24 protein-coding genes are annotated in these 24,969 nt (G+C 43.3%); 2 read left to right on the top strand and 22 right to left on the bottom strand.

The window, feature by feature from the left end; all coding sequences use genetic code 11:
* Window positions 1-54: 54 nt before the first annotated feature.
* From DXA57_RS03920 to DXA57_RS03845, 16 genes are all read right to left on the bottom strand, one after another.
* Window positions 55-1,815, bottom strand: coding sequence for an ABC transporter ATP-binding protein (locus DXA57_RS03920; RefSeq protein ID WP_117764815.1), 1,761 nt, complete (start codon window positions 1,813-1,815; stop codon window positions 55-57).
* 810 nt (window positions 1,816-2,625) lie between these two features.
* On the bottom strand, window positions 2,626-2,997 hold the full coding sequence (locus tag DXA57_RS03915) for a hypothetical protein (RefSeq protein ID WP_117764813.1): 372 nt from the start codon (window positions 2,995-2,997) through the stop codon (window positions 2,626-2,628).
* Window positions 2,998-3,231: 234 nt separating this feature from the next.
* Window positions 3,232-3,591, bottom strand: a complete 360-nt coding sequence (gene rsfS, locus DXA57_RS03910) for a ribosome silencing factor (protein WP_117764811.1) — start codon at window positions 3,589-3,591, stop codon at window positions 3,232-3,234.
* Entirely contained in the window at window positions 3,588-4,187 is a 600-nt protein-coding gene (yqeK, locus tag DXA57_RS03905; protein WP_117764809.1) for a bis(5'-nucleosyl)-tetraphosphatase (symmetrical) YqeK, read from the bottom strand. The genes rsfS and yqeK overlap by 4 nt, the downstream gene beginning before the upstream one ends.
* A gap of 37 nt (window positions 4,188-4,224) precedes the next feature.
* Complete coding sequence (gene nadD / locus DXA57_RS03900) at window positions 4,225-4,863, bottom strand: nicotinate-nucleotide adenylyltransferase (RefSeq protein ID WP_117764807.1); 639 nt, start codon at window positions 4,861-4,863, stop codon at window positions 4,225-4,227.
* 17 nt (window positions 4,864-4,880) lie between these two features.
* Window positions 4,881-5,171, bottom strand: coding sequence for a ribosome assembly RNA-binding protein YhbY (yhbY, locus tag DXA57_RS03895; RefSeq protein WP_117764804.1), 291 nt, complete (start codon window positions 5,169-5,171; stop codon window positions 4,881-4,883).
* A gap of 13 nt (window positions 5,172-5,184) precedes the next feature.
* A complete protein-coding gene (obgE, locus tag DXA57_RS03890; RefSeq protein WP_117764802.1) occupies window positions 5,185-6,474 on the bottom strand; it encodes a GTPase ObgE in 1,290 nt (429 codons plus the stop codon).
* Between the two features lie 70 nt (window positions 6,475-6,544).
* Window positions 6,545-6,829, bottom strand: coding sequence for a 50S ribosomal protein L27 (gene rpmA, locus DXA57_RS03885; RefSeq protein ID WP_117764800.1), 285 nt, complete (start codon window positions 6,827-6,829; stop codon window positions 6,545-6,547).
* A 4-nt stretch (window positions 6,830-6,833) separates the two neighbouring features.
* Window positions 6,834-7,154, bottom strand: coding sequence for a ribosomal-processing cysteine protease Prp (locus tag DXA57_RS03880; RefSeq protein ID WP_117764798.1), 321 nt, complete (start codon window positions 7,152-7,154; stop codon window positions 6,834-6,836).
* 5 nt (window positions 7,155-7,159) lie between these two features.
* On the bottom strand, window positions 7,160-7,465 hold the full coding sequence (rplU, locus tag DXA57_RS03875) for a 50S ribosomal protein L21 (protein WP_117764796.1): 306 nt from the start codon (window positions 7,463-7,465) through the stop codon (window positions 7,160-7,162).
* Window positions 7,466-7,586: 121 nt separating this feature from the next.
* Window positions 7,587-8,816, bottom strand: a complete 1,230-nt coding sequence (locus DXA57_RS03870; protein WP_117764794.1) for a ribonuclease E/G — start codon at window positions 8,814-8,816, stop codon at window positions 7,587-7,589.
* Window positions 8,809-9,507, bottom strand: a complete 699-nt coding sequence (locus DXA57_RS03865) for a TIGR03936 family radical SAM-associated protein (protein WP_117764792.1) — start codon at window positions 9,505-9,507, stop codon at window positions 8,809-8,811. The genes DXA57_RS03870 and DXA57_RS03865 overlap by 8 nt, the downstream gene beginning before the upstream one ends.
* On the bottom strand, window positions 9,497-11,356 hold the full coding sequence (locus DXA57_RS03860; RefSeq protein WP_117764790.1) for a TIGR03960 family B12-binding radical SAM protein: 1,860 nt from the start codon (window positions 11,354-11,356) through the stop codon (window positions 9,497-9,499). Before DXA57_RS03860 ends, DXA57_RS03865 begins: the two co-directional genes overlap by 11 nt.
* Window positions 11,357-11,619: 263 nt before the next feature.
* Window positions 11,620-12,447, bottom strand: a complete 828-nt coding sequence (locus DXA57_RS03855; protein ID WP_117764788.1) for a carbohydrate ABC transporter permease — start codon at window positions 12,445-12,447, stop codon at window positions 11,620-11,622.
* A gap of 11 nt (window positions 12,448-12,458) precedes the next feature.
* Window positions 12,459-13,340 carry a carbohydrate ABC transporter permease gene (locus DXA57_RS03850; RefSeq protein ID WP_117764785.1) on the bottom strand — a complete coding sequence of 294 codons (882 nt, stop codon included), beginning with the start codon at window positions 13,338-13,340 and terminating at the stop codon, window positions 12,459-12,461.
* 144 nt (window positions 13,341-13,484) lie between these two features.
* Window positions 13,485-14,831: a carbohydrate ABC transporter substrate-binding protein gene (locus DXA57_RS03845; protein WP_117764783.1), complete on the bottom strand. Its 1,347-nt coding sequence runs from the start codon at window positions 14,829-14,831 to the stop codon at window positions 13,485-13,487.
* 311 nt (window positions 14,832-15,142) lie between these two features.
* On the opposite strand from DXA57_RS03845, the gene DXA57_RS03840 reads away from it, so the two are divergent.
* Window positions 15,143-16,927 (top strand): sensor histidine kinase, encoded by a 1,785-nt coding sequence (locus DXA57_RS03840; RefSeq protein ID WP_117764781.1) that lies wholly within the window; start codon window positions 15,143-15,145, stop codon window positions 16,925-16,927.
* 35 nt (window positions 16,928-16,962) lie between these two features.
* Entirely contained in the window at window positions 16,963-18,141 is a 1,179-nt protein-coding gene (locus DXA57_RS03835; protein ID WP_117764779.1) for a response regulator, read from the top strand.
* 47 nt (window positions 18,142-18,188) lie between these two features.
* Here the strand turns inward: DXA57_RS03835 and DXA57_RS03830 are convergent, their stop codons facing one another.
* The 6 genes from DXA57_RS03830 to DXA57_RS03805 form a co-directional block, all read right to left on the bottom strand.
* On the bottom strand, window positions 18,189-19,064 hold the full coding sequence (locus DXA57_RS03830) for a hypothetical protein (protein ID WP_117764777.1): 876 nt from the start codon (window positions 19,062-19,064) through the stop codon (window positions 18,189-18,191).
* Between the two features lie 35 nt (window positions 19,065-19,099).
* On the bottom strand, window positions 19,100-19,726 hold the full coding sequence (locus DXA57_RS03825) for a response regulator transcription factor (protein ID WP_117764775.1): 627 nt from the start codon (window positions 19,724-19,726) through the stop codon (window positions 19,100-19,102).
* A gap of 42 nt (window positions 19,727-19,768) precedes the next feature.
* Window positions 19,769-21,061 (bottom strand): ATP-binding protein, encoded by a 1,293-nt coding sequence (locus DXA57_RS03820; protein WP_243005705.1) that lies wholly within the window; start codon window positions 21,059-21,061, stop codon window positions 19,769-19,771.
* The gene (locus DXA57_RS03815; RefSeq protein WP_117764773.1) at window positions 21,034-22,683 is read right to left on the bottom strand and encodes a histidine kinase N-terminal 7TM domain-containing protein; all 1,650 of its coding nucleotides are present in this window, start codon (window positions 22,681-22,683) and stop codon (window positions 21,034-21,036) included. Before DXA57_RS03815 ends, DXA57_RS03820 begins: the two co-directional genes overlap by 28 nt.
* Window positions 22,684-22,748: 65 nt before the next feature.
* Window positions 22,749-23,585, bottom strand: coding sequence for a TPM domain-containing protein (locus DXA57_RS03810; protein WP_243005704.1), 837 nt, complete (start codon window positions 23,583-23,585; stop codon window positions 22,749-22,751).
* Window positions 23,586-23,612: 27 nt separating this feature from the next.
* Window positions 23,613-24,710: a hypothetical protein gene (locus DXA57_RS03805; RefSeq protein WP_117764769.1), complete on the bottom strand. Its 1,098-nt coding sequence runs from the start codon at window positions 24,708-24,710 to the stop codon at window positions 23,613-23,615.
* Between the last annotated feature and the right edge of the window lie 259 nt (window positions 24,711-24,969).

The following is a 24,969-nucleotide window of genomic DNA, read 5'->3' as shown; positions in this document are numbered from 1 at the left end:
TCAGGGGTTAAAAATCTGCATAAACCTATATTTTCAATCTTCCCCCACTCTTCTTTATTGGTAATAGCTACTCTGAAGCTCATACAGGGCTCTGTAGTGCGTATTTCTATCCATAAGTTCCTCATGTGTTCCGCACTCTATAATTTGTCCTTTTTCCATAACAACAATAGAATCACAAAAACTTGTTGATTTCAATCGATGAGAGATTAATATACAGCTCTTATGTTTCGACAAACGCATATATTTTTCATAAAACGCCTTTTCAGATATTGCATCCATGGCTGCAGTAGGTTCGTCCAAAATCAGAATCTGAGCATTTTTATATAAAAGCTTAAATGCCACTCTTGCCAAAATCAGCTTTTGTTCCTGTCCGCCGGATGGTACCAATCCATTTGCATCTAACATTCTTGTGAGGGGCTTCATAATATCCCAAAATTCATTACCCAAACCAGCTACTTTTATACATTTTCTAATTTCTTCCACATAAGAATCCACTTCTCCAAAAGCAATGTTCTCACCAATCGTCATAGGCAGTATATGGATATCCTGGAAAGCAGTTGCCAAAAGCCTGTGATAATCCGACAGTTTTATTTCCTCAAGATTCACTCCATTGACCAATACCTTCCCTTCTGTAGGTTTATACAGCCCGCAAATAATCTTTACCAGCGTACTCTTTCCTGCTCCGTTCTCGCCTACAAAAGCTATTTTCTCACTCTCATGCAATACCAGATTTATATGTCTTAATATGTAAGGTCCATCATCACAAAACTGAAAGGATACATCTCTAAGTTCAATCGTGACTGGCTTCATGTTTTCTAATCCAATACCTTCATCAGAACAATCCAAATCAAGAAACTCCTGGAATGTACTAACTTCCATATTTCTCTGCCCAAAAGAAGCTAATGTATTTGTCAATTCTGTAAAACCGGAAGATATACAGGTTATAATGCCAAGATAAAAAACAAATTCCCAAACCTCTATTTTCCCCGTATATACAGCCCAAAATGTTACAAAATAAGCAAAAGCATCTCTAAGCGCCAATATAACACAGTCCGAAACAGATAAAAAAAAGTTAAATCCCGCACTTTTTCTAGCCAGTCCGATGCGTATTTGTGTCACATTATTCAAGACATCCACTATCCATTTCTGCATATCAAATATTTTGATTTCTCTGGTGCTCGCATTTCCGGACATATATTCATATATATATTCCAGCTTTCGCGATGAATCAGCCATGGAATCCCTCAAGGCATCCTGCTTCTTTCGAATCTTGGCTGCTATCCAAAAATGGACAACTGCTGTTACAGTAAGTACAACTACAATCCACACATTAAATTCAATAATAATAAACACATTTACAGTCAAACTTAAAATATTGCCTATAAGCGGAGCAATTAAGGAAAGCATCCCAGGAATTCCCTGATAATCATTCACTATTGACATAAATGCATTCTGAAATTTATTCTGACCCTCAGGGCTTTCTGCATACGCATAATCTATTTCCATCTCTTTTCTAAGCAAAGAAGACAGGAACCCCATTTTACTGTTCAGTAAATATGTTTCTTGTATACTTGCAATATATGTTACAGCAGTATTGCAAATCATTAATAGGATGATTACTACTGCAAGCCTCGCTATTGTGATATGATTCATACCATTTCCAATAGCATCAACAATCCACGCTGGAAGCACTGCCGTGGCAAGAGGTAAAATCACACCAATCATTATCTGAAAAAGGATAATGATTATCAGTCTTTTCTCATATTTCCATGTTTTTGATAATATGTACCATGTATTATTCCTAATATTCTTCATTAATCATATCTTCCTATTTGGCATTTTACTTATTTATGCAAACGTCGGATTTCTACACCACATTCAATGTTGAAATCCGACGTGGAATCACTACTTATTAATCAACCTACCAACTACAACAGTTACATCCTTCGTTAGTTGCCCCACCAGCATAAAGCTTGATTAAGACCAAACATTTTCTATATTTCGGCTTATATAACCTCTGCACACTCATCCCTCCTTCCATTTATAATAACTTCTTAAAATCTTCTTTCCTTATTTCGCAAGGCTGTCAGATTTCTATTCCAAAAAATCACCCATTTTTTAAAAGCATTTAATAAACCCAAAAATTTTGCGATAGACATAATTAATTGTATTATATTTTTCACCAATCGACTTAGGGCAATTTTTTGTTACCTTTGTTCATTCATCAGTTTTTGGATAACATCAATTACATGCTCTTCACTTTCAAAAAATTCCATCACTAAATACTCATCTGGTATCTCAATTCCAAAGTATTCTTCTATTTACCGCCTTGGTCCACATAACAATCAAAAAGCACTAATACTCTTCATCAGAGTCACCCTCTTGCATTTATTTCTCATTTTTGTTTTGTATGTTTTGTTTGATGTAGTATAACATATTTTTTTATCATTTACCGAAAGCCGTCTCCAATAGTCAAAAATTGTCCTCGAAATATATCAGCACCATCTCTCCCACAATCAAAAGACTTAAAAAACAAGACAAAAGTGTTTTGCAACGTCATATCCCTTTTTCAAGAATTTTAATTATATTATTGTTCCGGCCCTCTATTCTTTTCCTGTTATTTCTTCATAAGTACTGGCCAACTTCATCACCATTTAATAATGCTGTGATTTCTTCATTGCTCCAGTATTGTATGTTTATATTTTGCTTTGGGCTTTGCACTAATTTTATCTTATATTCCTTGCCTTTTGCAGGGTCTTTGCTTCTTCTTATTGTAACCTCAATATCTTCTGGTATCTCTGCCAGCAGGAACCCGTTCTTTCTTAAAATGCTTCTTTTCTGTGCGATTGATTCTCTGCATTTTCCAGGAACATCCTTACCTAACAACAATAATTTTAAATCTTTATGACCCCAAATTTGCGTTGAATATAATCTTTTGACAACTTGATCACACTTAGTTATCGAAATGTTATTGTCTACTTTATAATCTTTATCCATTTTGTATATTTATACATATAAAAGCAATAAAAAAGCATGCATCAATGTATAAAATGATGCATGCATAAAAATCAATGAATATTACGTGTATAAATGCAGGATTGGTTTTACATCAATTCATATATCAATATACGTGTTTTTGATGGGCTTTTTTCTTCCGGCAGATTATTTACTTTGTCTAAAACTTACAAAACAGAGCTATCTATTTTGTTGATTTTAACAATAAAATCGCCCTTATAGGCTCTCAATATCCACTTCTTTACCGTCTCTCCAGATTCTGGCGAGGTCGTAGAACCGACGATTTTCCTGGTCAAAAATGTGGATGACAACATCTCTGTAATCCATTAAAACCCAGTTCGCTGAAGAATATCCTTCAATTTGCTTCGGGGAAAGCTCCAGTTTTCTTCCGAGAGTTTCTTCTACATTGTCGGCCATGGCCTGAACCTGGTTGCGGTTCATACCGCCGGCGATGACAAAATAATCGGCGAGGCTGGAAACCTCAGAAATATCAATGACTTTGATATCATCCGCTTTTTTGTCAGCCAGGGCTTCGCAGGCAAGCTTTGTAATTTCTTTGGATGTATATTCGCTCATGTGTTTGCTCCTTTTCGTTCGTTGTGCAGTTTCTGGTAATATTCAAATGCCTGTATTGTGGAAGGATCCATGGTGTTGGTGCTGCCATTCAGATAAAGGATCGTATCATGCAGGATCTGGTACATGGTTTCATCCAGATTCTGAAAGGCCAGATGGCGGACTTCCGGGAGATTCTTTGCTTTATAACGACCAGGTTCAATGTAATCGGCGATATAAACGATCTTTTCAAGGACAGTCATATCTGCCTTACCTGTTGTATGGTAGCGGATGGCATTCAAGATGGCAGGATCATCGATTCCGTATTTCTTTTTCGCAATATAAACTCCGACTTTGGCATGGAGAAGGGCTTCATTCTCTTCCTCCCATCTGGTGAGGGGAATGTCGTTCTTCTTGCAGATCTTGAGCTTTTTTCCGGTGGGAATGCATTTGGCACAGTCGTGAAGCAGGCCGGCCACCTGAGCTTTGACAAGATCTTCTCCATGACACATGGCAAGAGCTGTTGCTGTGTACATCACACCCTGCGTATGGATGAAACGGTCGCGAGTGAGATATTCTTTCAATCGGTTCTGCATGCGTAAGATATTATACTCTTCCATGTTTTTACGCTCTCTTCTGTGGAAAATGGCAGCTGTCTCAGAGACAGCCTTCTTCTTTACGTCGGTAGATTCTCTCTTTTTCTATATAAGAAATGACGGGATCCGGAACATAATAACGCATGGAATGATCACTGAAAATCCAGGAACGCAGAGTTTCCGAAGAAATATCAATGTTTGGAGTATCCAGTTTTTCAATTCTGGCACCCAGAGTCTCCTTCAGATGCAGAATCTGTTCATTCAGTTTTTCATCGGAAACGTGATCGCGGACAGCAACGACCAGAGTGGCCAGCTGACAGATCTCTCCCGGCTCCTTCCAGTGTTCAAACTGAAAAAGAGAGTCGGCACCCATAATGAAATAATAATCGGTATCCGGATTCTCAGCGGTCAGACGACGCAGAGTTTCTTTTGTGTACGTATAACCCTGGTCATGAGTTTCTGCCAGTGAAAGTTCAAAATGCGGGTTATCCGCAATGGCGAGCCGAACCATCTCCACCCTCTGGTCTGTAGTGGCTCTGCCTGGCCGGTGCGGTTTATGTGGAGGGTTGCCGCTCGGCATAAAAAGAACAGAATCCAGACCAAACTGAAGGCAGGCATTTTCTCCAAGGATCAGATGACCAATATGGATCGGATCGAAGGTGCCACCCATGATTCCTTTTTTCTTGCGCTTTCCTGTCATTTCTTTTATCGCTCCTTTTACGGGAGAATGATTTTCTTTTTCTCTTTCTTGCCCTCACGGTACAGGACGATCTTTTTGCCGATGACCTGAACTACCTGAGAACGTGTGCGTTCTGCCACAACAGCTGCGATCTCTCTCGGATCGTCCAGACAGTTCTGGAGAACACTGATCTTAATGAGCTCCCGGGCTTCCAGAGCTTCGTCGATCGCTTTGGTGTTTTCCGGCGTCAGGCTGCTTTTTCCGATCTGAAAGATGGGATCCATCGTCATGGCCAGACTCTTTAAATAAGCACGCTGTTTGCTTGTCATATAGATTTTTCTCCTACTCTTTATAATAATCAAACTGGAGACCATACATGCGGACGGTATCACCATCCTGAATGCCGGCATTTTCCAGATCTTTCAGAATACCGGTGTTTTTCAGGAAGTTCTGGAAGAACAGGAAGCCTTTTTCGGAATCCAGGTTGGTATAACCCAGCATTTTCTCAATCTTGGGACCCTCTACCACAAAGGTATGTTCATCCAGCTGTTCCACAGTGTAGGAAAGATTATCGTTGCTGTTGTATTCTTCAGGGAAGTATTCCTGCTCAAAGACAACGGGCTCCTGCGGAAGCTCTTTTAACACTTCCCAGATGTAAGAGAGAAGCTCTTTTACACCTTTTCCGCTGACTGCGGAAATGGGGAATACCCGGATGCCCTGAGGTTCGAATTCAGCGCGGATCTTTTCTACGGGATCCTCGTCCTCTGCATAGATCACATCTGTTTTATTGGCAGCGATGATCTGCGGACGGGAAGCCAGCTCCTCGTTGTAATTTTTCAGTTCCTCGTTAATTTTATAAATATCATCAATGGGGTCGCGGCCTTCTGTAGAAGCGGCATCTACTACGTGAAGAAGGATCTTGGTACGCTCTACATGGCGAAGAAACTCATGGCCGAGTCCGACACCTTCAGAAGCACCTTCGATGAGACCGGGGATATCAGCCATGATAAAGCTGCTTCCGTCGCCCAGATCCACGACACCCTGCATGGGATTCAAAGTTGTAAAATGATAATTGGCGATCTTTGGTTTTGCATTGCTCACTCTGGAAAGCAGAGTGGATTTTCCTACGTTCGGAAAACCAACCAGTCCTACATCAGCAATGACCTTCAGCTCCAGATTGACCCAGAGTTCCTGAGCTGCCTGACCCGGCTGAGCGTATTTTGGTACCTGCATGGTAGCTGTTGCATAGTGCATGTTTCCCTGACCACCACGGCCTCCCTTTAAGATCACCTGTCGTTTATTGTCACCGGACATGTCGGCAATGACTTTTCCGGATTCCGCCTCACGAATGATCGTTCCGGCGGGAACTTTCAGGATCAGATTTTTTCCATTGGCACCATGACAGCGTTTTTTGCCGCCCTGTTCACCAGGTTCAGCAGTAAATTTTGCACGGTGACGATATTCGGACAGATTGGTGAGACCTTCATCCACCTCGAAAATCACATCTCCGCCTTTTCCGCCGTCTCCTCCGTCAGGACCGCCGTTGGGTACGAAAAGTTCCCTGCGGAAGCTTACATGACCGTCTCCGCCTTTTCCGGAGCGGATAAATATCTTTGCTCTGTCTGCAAACATGAAAATTCTCCTTCTATATAAAATGAGGCTCCAAACCAAGAGATGATTTGAAGCCCTAAAGTGTCACTCATTATTCGGAAACAGGAACGATAGAAACCTGCTTCTTGTCTCTGCCTTTTCTCTCAAAACGAACAACGCCGTCAACCAGAGCGAACAGGGTGTCGTCACCGCCACGTCCAACGTTTACTCCCGGATGAATCTTGGTACCACGCTGTCTGTAAAGGATGTTACCAGCTTTTACAAACTGTCCGTCTGCTCTCTTGGCTCCTAATCTCTTGGACTCGGAATCTCTGCCGTTCTTAGTAGAACCAACACCTTTTTTATGAGCGAAAATCTGAAGGTTCATTTTTAACATATCGTTACACCTCCTTGGTTGCAATCTTTATATATTTCTTTCCATAACTCTCCTGGATAGACTCAAGCCCGAGGACCAGAGAATCCAGAAGTAAGGACGTCTCCTTGGAGCATGTCCCTTCAAGTATCAGTTCCAGATATCCTTCGTCCTGACGGACGTCAAAGGCATCTTCAGTCAATGTATCAATGGAATTGATGGCGTTCACTGTGAGAACCGAAACGGCCGCACAGATGATGTCAGATCCTTCCTTTGCATAACCGGCATGCCCGCAGCTGCGAAAGCCGTGATACTGATCCTGATGCTTAAAAACTGTAATTGTGATCATAACAATTAAGCGTTGATTTTCTCAATCTTAACCTGAGTGTACTGCTGTCTGTGGCCGTTCTTTTTGTGATAGCCAGATTTCCGTTTATATTTGTAAACGATAACCTTTTTTGCTTTAGCGTTCTTTACAACGCTGGCAGTTACGGTAGCAGCTGCTACGTCAGCACCGACTTTCAGACCCTCGTTGCTTACAGCAAGAACGTTATCAAAGGTAACGGTCTCTCCTGCTTCTGCACCCAGTTTCTCTACGTTAATGATATCGCCTTCGGCTACTTTGTACTGTTTACCACCTGTTGCAATAATTGCGTACATATGGCACCTCCTATTATCATTACTCGCCAGATATGGTGACTGATCTCTCAGCTCTTATACCTCTCTGTGCGGCATACTTGCATATAATAACATGAGTTTTCGCATGTGTCAAGTGTTTTTGCTAAAACTCATTTTCTTTTTTCGAGCTGTTTTCTTCCGCCCCGCGAGTAGCCAGAAATTGATCCAGAAGCGGCTTGCGGAGTTTCTTTCTGGTGATCTCTACCAGTTCAAGGGCTGTCATATCCACCAGTGTGGTCTTTACCGGATCTAACTTCAGCCAGGAAGAAAACTCTTCCATCAGAAGCTTACGGTTTTCCGCAGATTCCATATTGATAAAATCCACCACGACGATACCGGAAAGATTCCGGAGACGGATCTCCCGGGCAATCTCCCGGGCTGCTTCCCGGTTGATCTTCAGGAAGGTATCCTGCTGTTTTTTGTTTCCGTCAAATTTGCCGGTGTTTACGTCGATCACCGTCAGAGCCTCTGTCGGCTGGATCACCAGATAAGCACCGGATTTCATCCAGACTTTCTCTTTCAGTGCATTTTCCAGAACGCTTTCCAGGCTGTGGAGTTTGATGAGCGGAAGCAGCGGATCCTCATAAAAGCGGAGTTTATCCAGATCTTCCTTCTGGTAATGCTCCAGGTAATTTCTGATTTTCTCATGAAGGGACGGATCATCGGTCACGATCTCCGTGAGGCCGGACTTATAGGTATCCCGTAAAGTAGAAAGCCAGGTGGTTGGGTTATTCTGATGAAGAAGTGTCAGAGGTTTGCGGAATTTCGCTTTTTCTGTCACTTCTTCATAAAGGCCAGTCAGAAGTTTCAGCTCTGCCTGAAAGGTTTTCTCATCAGCTTCTCTGGCATTGGTCCGCACGATACAGCCAAAGCGTTCACTGATAAAGGGCTGCAGCCATTCTCCCAGCCGCTGCTTTTCTTCTTTGGAAAGCTTGGAAGAAAAACCAGTGCTTTTATTCTCTGTGGTAAGCACCACATAATTTCCCGTAAAATTCAGATTGGAGGTGACTGCCGGAGGTTTGGATTTCAGGTTTTCACGGCAGACCTGCACCAGAAGCTCATCTCCGGCCTGAAGCTGGCTCGATTTCCCTTTTTTCAGAAAAATCGGCGCCTTATTGTCAGAAAGCGAATAATAGCATTGCATCCCGTTTCCGATCTCGATAAAAGCGGCATGGATGTTTTTTACAATATTATGTACGCGGCCGATGTAGATGTTTCCAAGAAGCGAATTGCGTTCTTCTTCATCCAGATGAAGTTCGACGACCTTATCGCCTTCTTTTAAAGCCGTCAGGATCCTGCCCCGGCAGCGTACGATGAGTAGCTTTTTATCCAATTTTCTCACCCAGTTCGTTTAAAGAAACGAAACATCCGTTTGGTCCGTCTGCGTAAAGATCCAGTCGTGTGATCATCAGAGAAAAGGGCTCCAGTGAAAAGCCTGCATAGGCGGCGAAGGCATCCATCATGAGCTCTGGTTTGATATTTGCAGCACTGCCGGAAGAAAGACGGACAAAAATGCTGTCTTCTTCCAGACGGCTTTCATAGATCAGCGGGCGGATATCCAGTTCCGTTTCACTTTTTTTCGTTTTCTTGATAATGGAGATGGACGGCTGTTCCAGGAAAGAAGTATAAAGTTTTTTCCAGTCCAGATCAGGTTCGTAACCGTCGCGAAAACGGATGCGGTAGTCTGCAGCAGCTACCAGAGCCATGGCATTGCTGGCTTTTTCGTCGGGGATCTGACGAAAATCCAGAATCCGCATACCTTCGCTCATAACAGCATCCAGACGCCGTACGGCTTCCTCTGTGGAAAGCGGTTCTCTGATCTCAATGTCCATGTATTCGCCTTCGCTTTCAATGCCTACGCCCAGCGGAGAGGCAAAGGACATGACCATATGAGGGCTGAATCCTTCTGTGAACACAATGGGGATCTCTGCTCTGCGGATCGCTTTCTGAAAATACCGGAGGATATCCAGATGACCGATAAACTTCATAGCCCCGTGTTTGGAAAATTTTACTCTAATCTTCATAGCATACACCTCCGCCATAGGTTTTTCCACCGCAGCCGGAGCAGCTCTGGCGGCAGTTGGGCGTTACGATACCCTGTTTTGCTTTCTCCCATTCCCGTTCCATAAACTTTCTGGTAACTCCGATATGGATGAAATCCCATGGAAGGACCTCATCGAAGGTTCTGGTACGGAAATTGTAAAAATCATAAGAAATGCCGGTCTCTTCCATTGCTTTTTCCCAGATATCATAGTGGAAGGTCTCGCTCCAGGCATCATAAAGGGCTCCGTTTTCATAGGCTTTCCGGATAGCCTTGCCCACTCTCCGGTCTCCACGGGCCAGCAGGCCTTCCAGCAGCGTCACATCCGCCTCATGCCAGTTGTATTTAATGCTTTTTTTGTTCAGCTGGTCTTTGATCGTATGGTTGACGGTATACGCTTTTCCGAGAAATTCCTCACGGGTGTTCATAGGAGCCCACTGGAATGGAGTGAAGGGCTTGGGAACAAAGAAGGAAGTGCTGACGGTGATCTGACATTTTCCGTTTCTCTGATCCTTTGGGATCTCGTAATAATTCTCGGCGATCTTTTCTGCCAGATAAGCAATGCCTTTGATGTCTTCCTCTTCCTCTGTGGGAAGACCCAGCATGAAATAAAGCTTTACCTTATTCCAGCCGCCGGCAAAAGCTTCACCGGAGCCTTTCAGAATATCCTCTTCTGTCAGGCCTTTGTTGATCACATCACGCATTCTCTGGGAACCGGCCTCCGGTGCGAAGGTCAGGCTACTCTTTTTGATATCCTGAACCTTACTCATAACATCCAGAGAAAAGGCATCGATACGGAGAGAAGGAAGGGAAATGTTGATCCCCTGCCCTTCACAGTGATCGATGAGGAAGTTTACAATACCTGCCAGATCGGAATAGTCACTGGAACTTAAGGAACTTAAGGAGATCTCTTCATGCCCGGTATTCTTCAGCATGGCAAGGGCATACTCCTTCAGCATGGTGAGGTCGCGTTCTCTTAAAGGACGGTACAGCATACCGGCCTGACAGAACCGACAGCCACGGATACAGCCACGCTGGATCTCCAGCACTACCCTGTCCTGTGTAGCCCGTATGAAGGGAACCACCGGAGCCTTTGGATAATAAGTATCTGTCACATCCATAACGATCTGTTTCTCGATCACAGAAGGAATATCGGGACATACGGGATCAAAAGAAGCAATGGTTCCGTCCTCTTTATAAGTCACCTCATAGAGGGAGGGAACGTAGAGTCCAGGGATTTTTGCCGCCTCATGAAGAAATTCTTTTCTGGAACAGCCTTTTGCTTTACATTCCTTATAAAGATCCATCAGATGGAAATATTCGGTCTCACCCTCGCCAATGTAAAAAATATCAAAGAAATCAGCCAGAGGCTCCGGATTATAGGTGCAGGGGCCTCCACCAATGACGATGGGATCATCTTCTGAACGCTCAGAAGCATTCAGGGGGATATTGGAAAGATCCAGCACCTGAAGAATATTGGTATAGCACATTTCGTACTGGATCGTGAAGCAGAGAAAATCAAAATCCTTTACCGGATCCTGGGATTCCAGGGCAAAAAGAGGGATTTTTTTCTCACGCATGATCGGGTCAAGGTCTGTCCAGGGAGAGTAGACGCGTTCACACCAGATATCTTCTCTTTGGTTAAACATATCGTAAAGAATCTGGATGCCGAGATGGGACATACCAATCTCATACACATCCGGAAAGCAGAAGGCAATGCGGACATCTACCTGTTCTTTGTCTTTCATTACCGAGTTGATCTCATTGCCGATATAACGGGCGGGCTTTTCAATGCTCAGTAAAATTTCATCGCTTAAAGCTAGTTTTCTCATATTATTCCTTTCGAGATCTGTCAGGCGATTATTTCCAGCCTGACTGTTTTGTGCCAGTGGACGGTACGGATCATTTCACTCGAATCAAAGAAGTCCCCTGCTTTTATTGCATCAGGCAATAAGCAGGGGATTTCTTTCTATCAGTACGGACCACTGCAATATTTCTATTATATATGGATTGCATTAGAAGTTCAAGTAGGTAATCTGCATCAATTTTGCATTCCATCGTTTTTGAACGCAGATAAGCATTCCCCCTTTCATTTTCACCCTTTCAGTCCGCCTGCACCAATTCCCTGAAGCAAATATCTTTGTCCAATCAGATAAATAATGATTGTTGGAATCATAACGATTACGAGCCCTGCAAACAGTGCTCCCCAGTCCGTGGCATATTTCTGCACCTCAAATAGGTTTGCCATTCCGATGGGAAGGGTTTTCTTTGCATCTTCCGTGAGAAGAACAAGTGCCAATGGATATTCATTCCAGAAGCCCATGGCGCTTAACATCGTAATGGTTGCAATTCCGGGTTTTGCGAGAGGCACCATAACCCTTAATAACAGCTGGATATTGGTGGCACCATCAATTCTTGCAGACTCCTCATAATCCCTTGGTACCGCAGACATAAATCCCTGTAAGGTAAAGATACAGAAGGGAAACTGCATCACTGCATAAACAAGACATAATACCGGCAGGTTATTTAATCCGTTCACAGCCTGTAATTCCAGAAACAAAGGAATCATAATATAAGTAGCCTGCAGAAAAATACAAGCCATGTAGATTGTAGAGATCAGCCTGCTGCCCACAAAACGGTATCTTGCCAGTACATAAGAGATAGGAATGACCAAAAGCAGAAGCAATACAGTGGAAAGCACTGTCACAAATATGGAATTCCCAAAATAAGCGGCGATATTTGCTTTCTGCCATGCTGTCACAAAATTGTCCAGATTCAAAGCCGTGGGCAATGCATAGGGATCTGTCAGATATTCTGCATTTGTTTTAAACGCAGACATCAGATTCCAGAAAAGAGGATACAAAAAGAGAATGGTAAACAGAATCATCAGGATTCTGATACACCAGGTTCTTACAGTTTTCATCAGTTTCCCTCCTATTCTTTTTCAGATGATATTTTTTTAGAGATCATTGCAAGTACGATTGCAAGAATCAGGGTAAACATGGCAATTGCCATGGCATATCCAAAATTAGCGTTCCGCATACCCTGGGTATACATATACTGTAAAAGCACACTGGAAGCACCGTTTGGTCCGCCTCCTGTCATAACGTTGGACAGGGTAAAGCTTAAGTTAATAGTGCCAGACAGGGAAAGTATATAGGTCGTTCCAATAGATCTACGAAGCAGGGGAATGGTGATCTTAAAGAACTTCTGAACTCCTGTTGCACCGTCAATGGAAGCAGCTTCATAAATTTCCTGGGAAATCCCGTCAATGGAAGCTACATGCATGACCATATAATAACCAATGGCCTGCCATACCAGGGCTGCACCGATACACCAGAGAGCCGTTTTTCCCTCTCCAAGCCAGGCGTGTTTCCAGGTTGAGAGATGGAACAGATCCAGTATATGATTCAGAATTCCTCTTGTCGGATTAAAAACAAAAGACCACACAATACCAACTACAGTCATGGAGACAATACTTGGGAAAAAGAATACGGTCCGATAAAATGACTTCTCCTTAAGCTGACCCTGCGTAAGGATAAATGCAAATACAAGACTTAGAAATATGGTCACAGCCGGAATTACCAACATTAGCTTAAGAGTGTTAAGCAGTGCCTGAAGGAAATTCTTATCCTGGAACATATATTTGTAATTATCAAAAAATACAAATTTGCTGTTAAAGCCTACGCTAAGTGCAGTAGAACTGGTAAAAGACAAATAAATGGCATTTACCATAGGCACAATCATAAAAATAATGGTTAAGATCAATGCAGGAAGTGTACACAGGGCTATAAATAATCTGGGCTTTTTTACCACGCTTGCTCACCTCTTCAAAGTATTTAATAAATGCAGCAGATTGCCGCATGAAAATTTCTGTTTCATGGTTACAAAAGGCTGCCACATACACTATGCAGCAGCCTTTCCTTGCTTTACCGTTTTTATCCGGCTGGCATATGAAGTTTAGTTGGAAGCTTCCATATCAGCACGAACCTGTGCGAAAGTATCTTCCACACTTTGTGCCCACTCTTCCACTGTCATTTCATCGTTCATAACAGATGTGATTGGATTGAAAATCTCATCTTTCGGGTTGATCTTGCAGTCAGCCGGAACTGCTGCAAAGCTCATGATCAGGGAGGAGGCATTTGCCTCTTCGTAGATTCCGTACATGTTGTAGATTGCAGTAGACAGCTTATCTTTTGCTACTTCACGGGCACTCTTGGTAGCATAGAGGGCACCGGAAGCTTCTGCAAAAGCAGATACAGATTCATCACTGTAGAGGAAACGGAGAAATTCTTTTGCAAGCTCCGGATTCTTGGCAGCTGCCGGAATGGAAAACTGCTCGCAGCTGTCAAATACATAGTGTACATCGTCTGCGCTCTCGGTTGGGATTGGAGCCATTGCAAATTCAAATCCATCTTCTCTGGGTGCATCCTGCATCTCATTTTCCATCCAGGTTCCGTTTGTGATAAATGCAGCTTTTCCAAGCATCATTTCTGTCTGGGACTCTGTATGGTTCATGCCAACAGTGCCCTCTAACAGATAGCCTTTATCTGCAATCTCTTTCATATGACTTAAAGCCTTTAACACACCCTCATTATTAAAGGAACCTTCTTCGTAATTGGCAATCTTGGTAAGGGCTTCTTCGCCGCACTCATTTGCAATTGCCGGCCAGAGCATTTCTTCCATGTATCCCGGATAAATTCCCTGATATGTGAAAAGTGCACGTCCGTCAATATCTTTTACCTTATCACCAAGTGCAAAGAACTCATCCCAGGTCTTTGGCACTTCCAGGTTATTCTCATCAAAGAATGTTTTGTTGTAGATCAGACCCTGTGGACCGCTGTTAAATGGTGCAAGATAAATTTCACTGTCTCCGTAAGGAGCACATTTGGTGCTTTCAAGGATCCCGTCTGTAATATCATCACGAAGGGTACCGGTTCCGGCATAATTTTCTCCGTCAAAAACATCGTCCAGGTTAAGAAGTGCATGCTCTTTGATCAGGGAAAGGATCACACCATCCTCACCACCATCATTAAGGCAGATGAAATCAGGTGCGTTTCCAGCTACGATCTGTGGACGGATGATATCTCCAATGGTAGGGCTGATGGTCATGTTTACTTTCACGCCCTCATGGCTTTCTTCAAAAAGCTCTACCATCTGATTCCAGTAAGCATCTCCGTATCCACCCTGGAAAATGGCAATGTTCAGTTCCTGTTCTTCTGTCTCTGCAAATGCAGTGAGCGGGGAAAGCACTGTGGCTGCGCTCATAGCAAGGATTATCGCAGAAGCTGCAAATCTTTTTTTCATAGGTTGTTTCCTCCTTCTTGTTGGCTTTTATTACGTTTGCCTGATGATATTAGTATAATGAAAAGGGTTCTTGTGGTAAATTTACAAAATGATCCTTTATATGGAACATTTTTCTGTTGTTTTTATATAATATGGATTTTCTTGCGGCATATATGTACAATCTTTTTCTATTTGTATTTTAAATGGATTATCTTGTTTTTTTCCTGTATAATAAATCTGTCACAATCCGGTAAAGTCATGAAAATCAGAATGTTTTTCCATATTTATCGGACCATGTACGGATTATTTTTTTAGAAATGAGGGACAGCGGCATGGAAAAAAGACAACGGTATCAGGGATTTCGAAAATTCAGCATTAAAACCAGGCTGGTCATAGCCCTTTTCATGATCTCCATTATACCATTAACAGGAATCAGCTTCTATTCGTTTCATATTTTTTCAGAAGCACTTCGGGAAAAACTTTCCACTTCCATCTCCCAGACTTTATCCATGATCAATCTGAATATGGTAAGTGAGATTGAAAAGTACCAATATCTCTGTGGCTCCATCTGCACCAGTCAGGAAATCAAGGACGGTCTCCTGAAAAAGGACATGACAGATATAGAAAAAAATCGGACCATTACTGAGATCCAGCATATGGTCCGAAGTAAGATTATCTATCCAGCACAGGCAAAAAACATTACAGTATACGATACAGAGGGAAATATTTTTTATGATCTGGGATATGACGGGTTATATCCGGATGATGTAGATAGAATCCTAAGTCGCCTTGAAGATGAAAATCAGGATGTATGGGCATACGTACATACTTATCGTGACCGGGATATCCTGATTCTTGGAAGAAGAATTTATGAACAATACAGTCAGAGCCGTGTAATTGGTTATACTCTGATTTCTATTGATGAAAAAATTTTTTCAAAAACAGTGCTGGAACCGGTAGGTCTGGCCGATTCTTCCAATATTATGTATCTGAATATGGATGGAACGATCCTTTCTTCCTGGGATCGTAGTATTCAACTGGGGCAAAAAACCGAAAAAAATCTGCTGGAAAATATCCAGGCGAAACTTCCAGGCAAAACAGATTCTTTCAGCATTTACAAAGATGGCGAAGAACAGCTGGTTACTTATATTTTCAATAAAAACCTGGATCAGCTGTTTGTATACACCATGCCCTATCATTATATTAATTCTGAAGTTAACGCTATGTTTGGGAAAATCCTGGCTGTGGCATTCTTCCTTGTTCTGCTTTGCATTGGAATTGTAGCCATGGTGTATCCTGGAATTACATCCCCCATCAGAAGCATGCTGGATTTTTGTAGGGAATTATCAAAGGGAAATCTTTCCGTACGGATCCAGGATGACCACAAAGACGAACTTTCCGATCTTTCCGGAAGCATGAACCATATGGCAGATACCATTGAGAGCCTGATGAGACAACAAAAAAGTCAGGAAAAGAAAAAAAGAGAACTGGAATTGCAGATGCTTCAATATCAGTTAAATCCTCATTTTCTTTTCAACACGTTAAACAGTCTGCGTTTTGTAGCTGCCATGCATAAAGATCAGATTGTAAGTGATGGAATCCAGGCTCTCAGCAGTCTTCTGCAAAATACACTGACTAATAAAAACGAGTATATAACCATTCAGGAAGAGCTTGAGAACCTGGAAAACTACTTCGCGATTTTAAAAATCCGGTATGCTGGAAGCTTTGAGTACTCTTTTGACGTGGAAGAGGAAGAACTGCTCTCCTGCCTTGTTCCGAAACTGATCCTGCAGCCCCTTGCAGAAAATTCTGTTATGCACGGTTCTTCGGATGACGGCTCCGTTATGGAAATTCTGATCACCTGCTGGGAAGAAAACAATCATCTTATCATAGAACTCTATGACAATGGAAAAGGATTTGAAGTAACACCTGCAGCGTTGGAATCTCATACAAATCGGAAAAAGATTGGAATTACGAATGTGAATGACCGAATACAGCTGAATTTTGGAAAGGAATATGGACTTAAGGTCAGTAGTTACCCTGGCGAAGGAACCACATGTACGCTGACTCTTCCACTATTATATGTACAAGAACTGTCAAAAGATCATAACAGCTAAAATCACAACCATTTTTGTCAACAGAAAGGACTTTTATGTACAGTATATTACTTATTGATGATGAACCAATCGTAAAAATTGCGCTTCGCTCCATTCTTCCCTGGGAAGAGCATGGCTTTTTCATTTGTGGAACAGCATCAAATGGTCTTGAGGCTGTTCCACTGATTGAAAAACATCATCCGGATATCATTATCACTGACCTGAAAATGCCTGAAATGGACGGACTGGAACTGATCCGTTTTCTGAAGGAAAAAGAATATCCTGGAGAAATACTGGTACTAAGCAACTACGAAGACTTCGATTCCGTAAGAAGTGCACTGCTTTTAGGTGCTGCGGACTACCTGTTAAAAATCAAAATTCAGCCGGATACGCTCCTTGCCTGTCTGAACAAAACCACCGAAAAAATGCAAAATACAGCTGGCCGAAAAGATTCCATTCTGAAAGCGGACATCACCGAACCCGTAACCGATCATCTTCTCTCCTTTTTTCAGGGAGAAGAGTCGCTTGATTCTTTCATTGAAAGATATGGGGCCGAAAAATTTGGATTCATGAGACATTCCTGTGCAGTATGCTATGTAACGTTTGAAAAATTTTTGTCAAATGATGCATTTTCCATATCCGGAAATCTGCTGCGTGATATGATACTGGATGCTGTTCAGGGAGTGCTGCAGCCATACATTCTTGTTCTTAATGCCCATAGTGCGCTTGTAGTATTTTCTCAAAAAGAGTTAACGTGCAGTCAGGTAAAGGTGGAACAGCTGGTAAAAAAACTGTATAACCGTTTTACCATGTACCAGTCCTTTGCGCCAGATATGCCCTATAAAGAAAATTTGCAAAATTATGAAGAGGCCAGGACCACATATCAGGATTTTCTTCAAAGTGAGGGGCATTACAAAAATGATGTTGCCAAAACCCTTACATACATAGAAAATAATTACATGCACCGTCTCACATTATCTTCCATTTCGGCAAATGTCAATCTCAGCACCAGCTATTTATGCCGTGTTTTCAAGTCCGAAGTGGGGACAAGTATTACCAGCTACTTAAACAATCTGCGAATAAGAAAAGCTGCTACCCTGATAAAAGAGAATACCTTCTCACTAAAGGAGATCTCTGTTATGGTAGGAATTGACGATCAACTGTATTTTAGCCGATTATTCAAAAAATGCATGGGAATTTCACCATCCGAATATGGGAAACGATTTCATCAATAATTAGCTTTTGAACCCAGATTCCATTTGCTTTTGGCGATTTTTCTACATTACCCGGCTCCCAGAATATTCCATGCATCACCGATCGCGTCATAGTAATAAACCTGGTTGTCAGATACGGCATAATAATTTTCTCTGACGATGCATTCCTCGTGTTCGGTACCAAGAACAAATACCAGACATTCTTTTCCATCGATCCTCTCTTTTGTTCCGTCATACCACACAGACATCCCAAGGTTTAGGTAGTGGCTGACTTTATCCGTCTGGCAGAGAAGAGCGTACGCATTCTGTATGGCCGCAGCCTCTTCGTCATGCTCAGAAGCATCATCACATCCATCGCCATCACATTCGTCAGAATAAATGGTAAAGTCATAGCAGCGCTGCTCTTTTGCCAGGTGACCGTCTTTTAATGAGACAGCCGGACGATAAGTAACACTCATATTGCCTTCCCGGACGGAGACCATTACATTTGAATAGATCTCACTGATGTTACACCGGAGGAGAATGACTTCATCCGGCGATCCTTCATAATAAGGCGCTTCCAGATCGTCTCTGTATTTGGCCTCTTCTGTCATTTCTGACGGATAAACACAGACGGACCACTCAGAAGCAGGCACGATCACATAAATCTCACAACCGCCGGCATCGACAACCGCAGCGTTTTGAAGAAACGGATAGTAGTACCAATAATCGGTCTGTTCTGCATAGTCCAGGATATCCTGGGCAGAAACATTCTCTTCTCCGATATAACCCAGAAATGCCATGCCGGCCTGGCATTCCTCTTCTCTTAAAACGTCCTGAAAAACTGCCTGGCTGGCATTTGCGTCATAAAGTACATCCTGCTGCGTTTCTTCTGCCAGGCAGCCCAAAGGTATAAAAGCCAGAAGCAATGCACTGATTCCGATGGTAATGGAAAGTTTTTTCATTGTACTCTCTCCTTTCTGATAAAAACAGAGTTTGGTTATTTCAGCGTGGTGACGATCAGCTTGCTCTCCAATGCCGCTGCGATCAGATCCTCCTTGCAGCTGTAGCCGGCTTTTGCGATCATTTCCTGGAAATTCCAGCGTACTCCGGAGGTAGAACAGTCCATTTTTTTTGCAATTTCCGAATAAGACATTCCACAGATATAAAGGCGCAGCATTTCCAGCTGTCTCGGACTGATCTCTCCGCTGGTGATCCAGTTCATTTCCACATCGGGTGTCGTATCCGGAAAAACATGCTCTCCGTCAAGTGTTCTGTGGATCACATCCCGAAGCTCCGCTTCTCCATGATCCTTATACCACAAGCTGTCGGCACAGCCTGTTTTTGCCCGTTCCAGTATTTTAGGATCGATCAATGAAGTGATAATGATCACTTTTGTAGCCGGATGCTCTTCCCTGATCGTTTTTCCTGCTGTCAGTCCGTCATGGTTATGAAAGGTCTGCACATCCATCAGCACCAGATCGATCGCAGAATAGCTGCAGATCTTTACGGCTTCCCTGGCATCTGCTACAGTCTCCACAAGCTTGAATTCCGGTTCCTGCAGGATCAGGTATTCAAAATATTTCTGCATGATCATCTGATCTTCTACAATGAGTACACGTACCATAACATCATTCCCTTCCTCAGGACATTTTGAGCCCTTTCTATGTTACTCTTTGAACGGCAGCTGTATGCGCAGACAAAAGACCGGTTCAAAAATCGTTTTCATGCTTCCTTTTTCTGCTTCCACAGCTTTTCTAAGGGCAGACAGACCGCCGCCTTCTTTTGCATTTTTTTCCGGAGCGTCCCCATCATTGGTGATCTGGATATACAGATATTTGTCAGCTGTTTCCAGCTGTACATAAACCGTTGTTCCATGTGCATGGCGGGCGCAGTTTGTCACACATTCACGGATCGCACGGTCTGTCAGAAGCCTGTTGACCGGATCCTTCGGATAACTGCCACGGATCTGAAGTGTGATTCCAAGCTTTTCGGCCTGTTTTTCCGTATCCTTATACTGATCTTCTCCTTTTTCTACCGTTGTGCCAGTGAGAATATAAACCAGCTGCTTTAGAGTATCCAGCTGTTCTTTCATATTCTCCGGCTCTTCTTTTTTCTCCAGGATCCTTCGGATCGAGAGAAGACTTCTTCCGAAGCTGTCGTGTACCTGCATTTTCATGGACAGCGTTTCCTGTTCCCGTATCTCATCACCGATCTTTTCATACATTTCTTCCAGCCTGCGGTTCAGAAATTCCAGTTTTTCATTATTGTTTTTGATCTCTTCCCCATTATAGTAGATCTCAGATACATTGACAGCAACGGTCTGCAGGTATCCGTCGAGTGAGGGCTCTTTCAGCGGATATTCCTGAAACATCCAGACAGAACCGTCCGAAAAATAAAACACATGGTTGTCGGAGCTTAGCTGTATTACGTCTTTCTGCCTGGAATCCGCATGGATAGCATGGCGGAGAGACTCATAATTCTGCAGATATGTTCCGGTGAGCATTCTGCTCAATTCCTGCATCTTAATGTTGCACAGAATGATCCGTCCAAGAGGATCGGAAAAACAGACGCCGCAGGGAACATGGTTCACAGCTTCATGAACGGACCATGGTGACAAAGAATGATGATATTCCTTTATTTCTTTTCGGATAGCAAAAACCAGATAAACAGTCAGCAGGATCACCAGAATGAACATCAGATATGCCGGAAAGGAATGAAACAAGGGCTTGTAGTGACCATGATCCACATGAGGTCTGTGCTCATTCAGAAGTACGGACATAAAAAGAAAAGAAAGGAAAAACTCTACCGCTGTGATCATGATTTTTCGCTTTCCAACGGAACGGATCATTCTGGAAAAAAGCAGGATCAGTTCAAGGATCAGGCAGATTTCCATAAGGATCATGATGATGTTCTGGATTTTCATACTGCTTTCTATGAAACTGGGCATCGGATAAACCATTCCTGCTCCTCCTCCTGCTCGATCAGAAGTCCCTGCTTCTCTGTCAGATATGGACGAATATCCTCCTGGCTCGTAATATGAACAGAAATCTGCAGTTTTTCCTCAATCTGAGTCACGCGGAAAAATACAGAGTTCATGACATCAAACAGCTGCTCTACCAGCCATTCAAAGAAATCATAGCATTTCAAGACGTCATCGGCATGAAGCTGTTTTTCTTTATCCTGCAAAAAATAGGCTGCTTTGATGTTGCATAATTTCAGGTTTTCACAGGACTCTGCCAGGCTTTGTTTCAGATCCGCCATAGTCAGGGAATCTTCCCGGGAACTGTATCTGGTCAGCATCAGATTTTTCCATCGTTTCAGATAAGTTCCAACAACCACTATTTTACTTAAGATCAGCTCATACTCTTCCCGTGACTCTGTCTGCTCCAGCTTTTCCATATAGTGAGAAAGCAGTTCATATTGTCTGGAGGTCTGGCTTTGTATGATATTTAAAAGCCGGTTCTGTTCTTCCAGTTTTCGCCGTTCTGCTTCTTTCTTATAGGTTTTCCGTAAAAGCTGATTCCTGGCAGTCAGCTCTTCCTGCTGTTCCTGAATATCCTGATACTGATCCAGCAGAACAGAAATATCTTCGGCCCAGAACAGATGTCCGCCCTTGACAGGGAGATGATTGATGCGGCTCCCTCGTTCCTGGACGGATGATTTTGCTATAATGGAATCCCGCAGGTCTTTGGAAAGCTCCGGAAACTCTCCGGAAAAATAATAGCGTCGGAAGGAAGCATCGGTTATCTCGGCGTCCAGTCCGCCCGTCGCCTGAAACAGTTCAAAATAACGGCTGTTGGTCTGTATCAGTCCACAAAGGATACATCCCTGAAAAATCGCTGCCATAAGCAGACAGCAGGCTGCTGTCATATCTCCTGCAAAGGTTTTGATAAAGGGCAAACGGAGGAGATTAGCGATGTTCCAGCCAAGCAGCAGCAAACCGGGAATGACCGGCAGCCAGAACCGTTTCCTGTCGGGGATCCGGCTCTTTTTAACAAGCAGTAGCTCCATTATGACCAGACAGGCAATGATCCAGAGCTGGATCAACATAAAAAGAATACCATAACTGTAATTTTTATCAGAATAAGGAACCGGTCCTTCAAACCGGAAAACCTGCTGATGAAGATCATTGGTAAGAACACAGACGATCAATACCACAGAGAAGAATAAGAGGATGCCAGTGATCCATTTTGTTGTTTTCTTTTCTGCTTCATCTATCAGTAAAGTGGCGGATAATCCAAAGGTCGGGATCAGGATCATCGGTATATAGTACAGATACCAGCAGATATGTCCGCCAAGAGGATCCAGAAGAATATGGTATTTCACGGTACGCAAAAAGAACCAGCATACCATCAGACATCCGATAGCAGTCAGGTACTGGCGCACTTTCTTCTGTACGACATGTTTGTTTAGATAAATGACCCAGGCACAATAGATCCCAAGGTAAGTACAGGCACGGCACTGGTCGGCAAGTGTCTGTATCAGTTCATTGTCTGTTTCTATGAACCTGCAGATATATGCCAGCAAAACGAACAGCAAAACGACGATACAGGATAGCCTTCTTTTCTTTTGATAGGACATTCTGATTCCTTTGCATTGTTAAAACAAGAGATTTTTCTGTTTCATTAAAACCTTACGGCTGTCTGTCAGAAGGAACCGCTGCTTCCTCCATGTGAACGTCCGGAAGAACTGGTATGAGAAGAACTTCCTCCGGAAGAGGACGAGGAGGAAGAGGTGGGCGTATCCCGCTGAATGCGCCGCTCGGTAACGATACGGTTGACGAACTGATCACTCGCCACCGTGACTGTCATGGAACCATCACGGGTATAGGCTCTTGCAGAATCCTGTTTTACCACCGATTTCAGCGACCCGGCTTTTCTCCTAACCATAAAGAAAGAAATAAGGAATCCGATGAGGATATCCACAAATAACCAAAAGGGAGCCACATGACCGCTGGGCATATTTCCAACATCGTACGGCTCACCGGTTGCCGCCTGTGTCAGGAACTGATCACACAGATCGGCGAAGCAGTCAAAAGCCTGTGCATATTTTCCACTGCTGAGTTTCCTTTGAAATTCATTACTGATATAAGAAATACCGGCATCTGTAAAAGCTGTAAGATGGCAATAGCCATAGGTTGAAATCGCCCATTTTCTTTCGCCCATACTGATCAGGAGCAGAATACCGTCATCGTTTTCTCCGTAACCATACCCATTGTAATCATAGTAATCATCCGCATACGCCTGTGCGGTCTTGCCGTCAAGGGAATTGACGGTGACAATCGCCACCTCATTTTGCTGTCTCTGACTGATCTCCTCCAGCTTCTCTAAAAGAGCTGTACTTTCTTCTGTTGTAAGCAGACCGGCATCATCTACCAGGAGCGGTTTCTGCCGTTCTGCGGGAATGGAAGAAGCTTTTGCAGGAAGCATCAGGATAAACAGACAGAGAAAAACAGACAGCCCGTGCCATATTTTCTTTTTCATCTTCATTTTTTCCTCCTTCCTGCTGCATCAGATAACGACAAGGTACATCAGCGTGTAGAGCAGACCTGCGATCAACGCGGTACGGATCAGGACGGATTTCCAGAAGGCAAACCGATCCAGAGGCAGGTCTCCGACCATTTTTCCGGTCTGTCCATTCATTGCAAAAGTGAATTTTTCTCCGCGCCAGGTCGTGTTCAGAAGCCATACCGGATACAGGGCATACCAGTAACCGGCCTGATTGATCTCTATATCACTGTCCTGGACTCTTTTACCACCATTATAGCCGGTTACGGTTGCCTGAAAGGAACGTTCGGCACAGACGCGGATCCGCTCTCTTGCTCTGTCCATACGTTCGTCCAGACTGACATCATAACGATCGGCAAGATAACCGGCCAGGTAAGCCGGCTGAAATGGTACCGCATCCCGGAAATGAAAGGGCTCTATCGCTTCCATCAAGGTATCGTCCATTTTTCTGGAGGCATCCGCCGGAATATGCTCGAAGCTGATACTTCCGGCACGAACAACCCGATAGATCTCTCTGGTTGTATACTCCGTATCATTGGATTCCTGTACATGAACTTTTTCCGCTTCATATGTAATCTGAACATCCGCATCCACATCAAACAACCAGAACGGAATGTAGACACCTTTGATCTCATCGACATGATTTTCTTTTCGGAATACCTTCGGCAGATATTTTCTTCCTTCCAGATGCGAATAATATCTTTTTTTGGCAGCTTTCTTGTCCAGCTTGAACGGGATGATATAATCCGGCTTAAGATCCCCAGAAAACTGTCCCTTAATCGTTACTTTATTATTACAGAACGGGCAGGTCGTGGCTCCTGTTGTTTCATCTGCCACAATTTCACCACCGCAGGACTGGCAGGAATAGACACGCATATGATTTGTCTCATCTTTTTGCCATTGGCCGCTGCTCAGGGAGAACCAGTTTTCTTTTGCCGTTTTCTTTTCGGCTGCTGTTTCAGCTTCCGGTTTCTGTGTGCGCTGAAATTCTTCAACCGTCATTTCCGTATTACAATACAGGCATTTCATATGCTGGGATTTTGAGTCAAATTCCATTGCACCGCCACAAAACGGGCATTTATATTCTATAACATCAGACATATTTTCCGTTCGCCCTTTCTTATCTTTTAAGGGAACGCTTCCTCATTTTTTATTGTGATTCAGAAGCGTTCCTTTTCTTTCTACAGGTCACGGTTTCGGCGCTCCGCAATATTCACAGAAGATACCGGTATTTCTGGCACCACAGCTGCATACCCATGAATCTCCAGTGCTTTCCTGTGCCATGCTTGCTCCATAGCCCTGGTTCATCATATTGTCCTGCTGCGGATAACCCTGATTCATCATGTTACCCTGCTGCGGA

It is taken from the genome of Blautia sp. OF03-15BH (genome assembly GCF_003463065.1).
Taxonomy (GTDB): domain Bacteria; phylum Bacillota; class Clostridia; order Lachnospirales; family Lachnospiraceae; genus Limivivens.
This window is presented reverse-complemented; position numbering and strand designations above follow the sequence as displayed.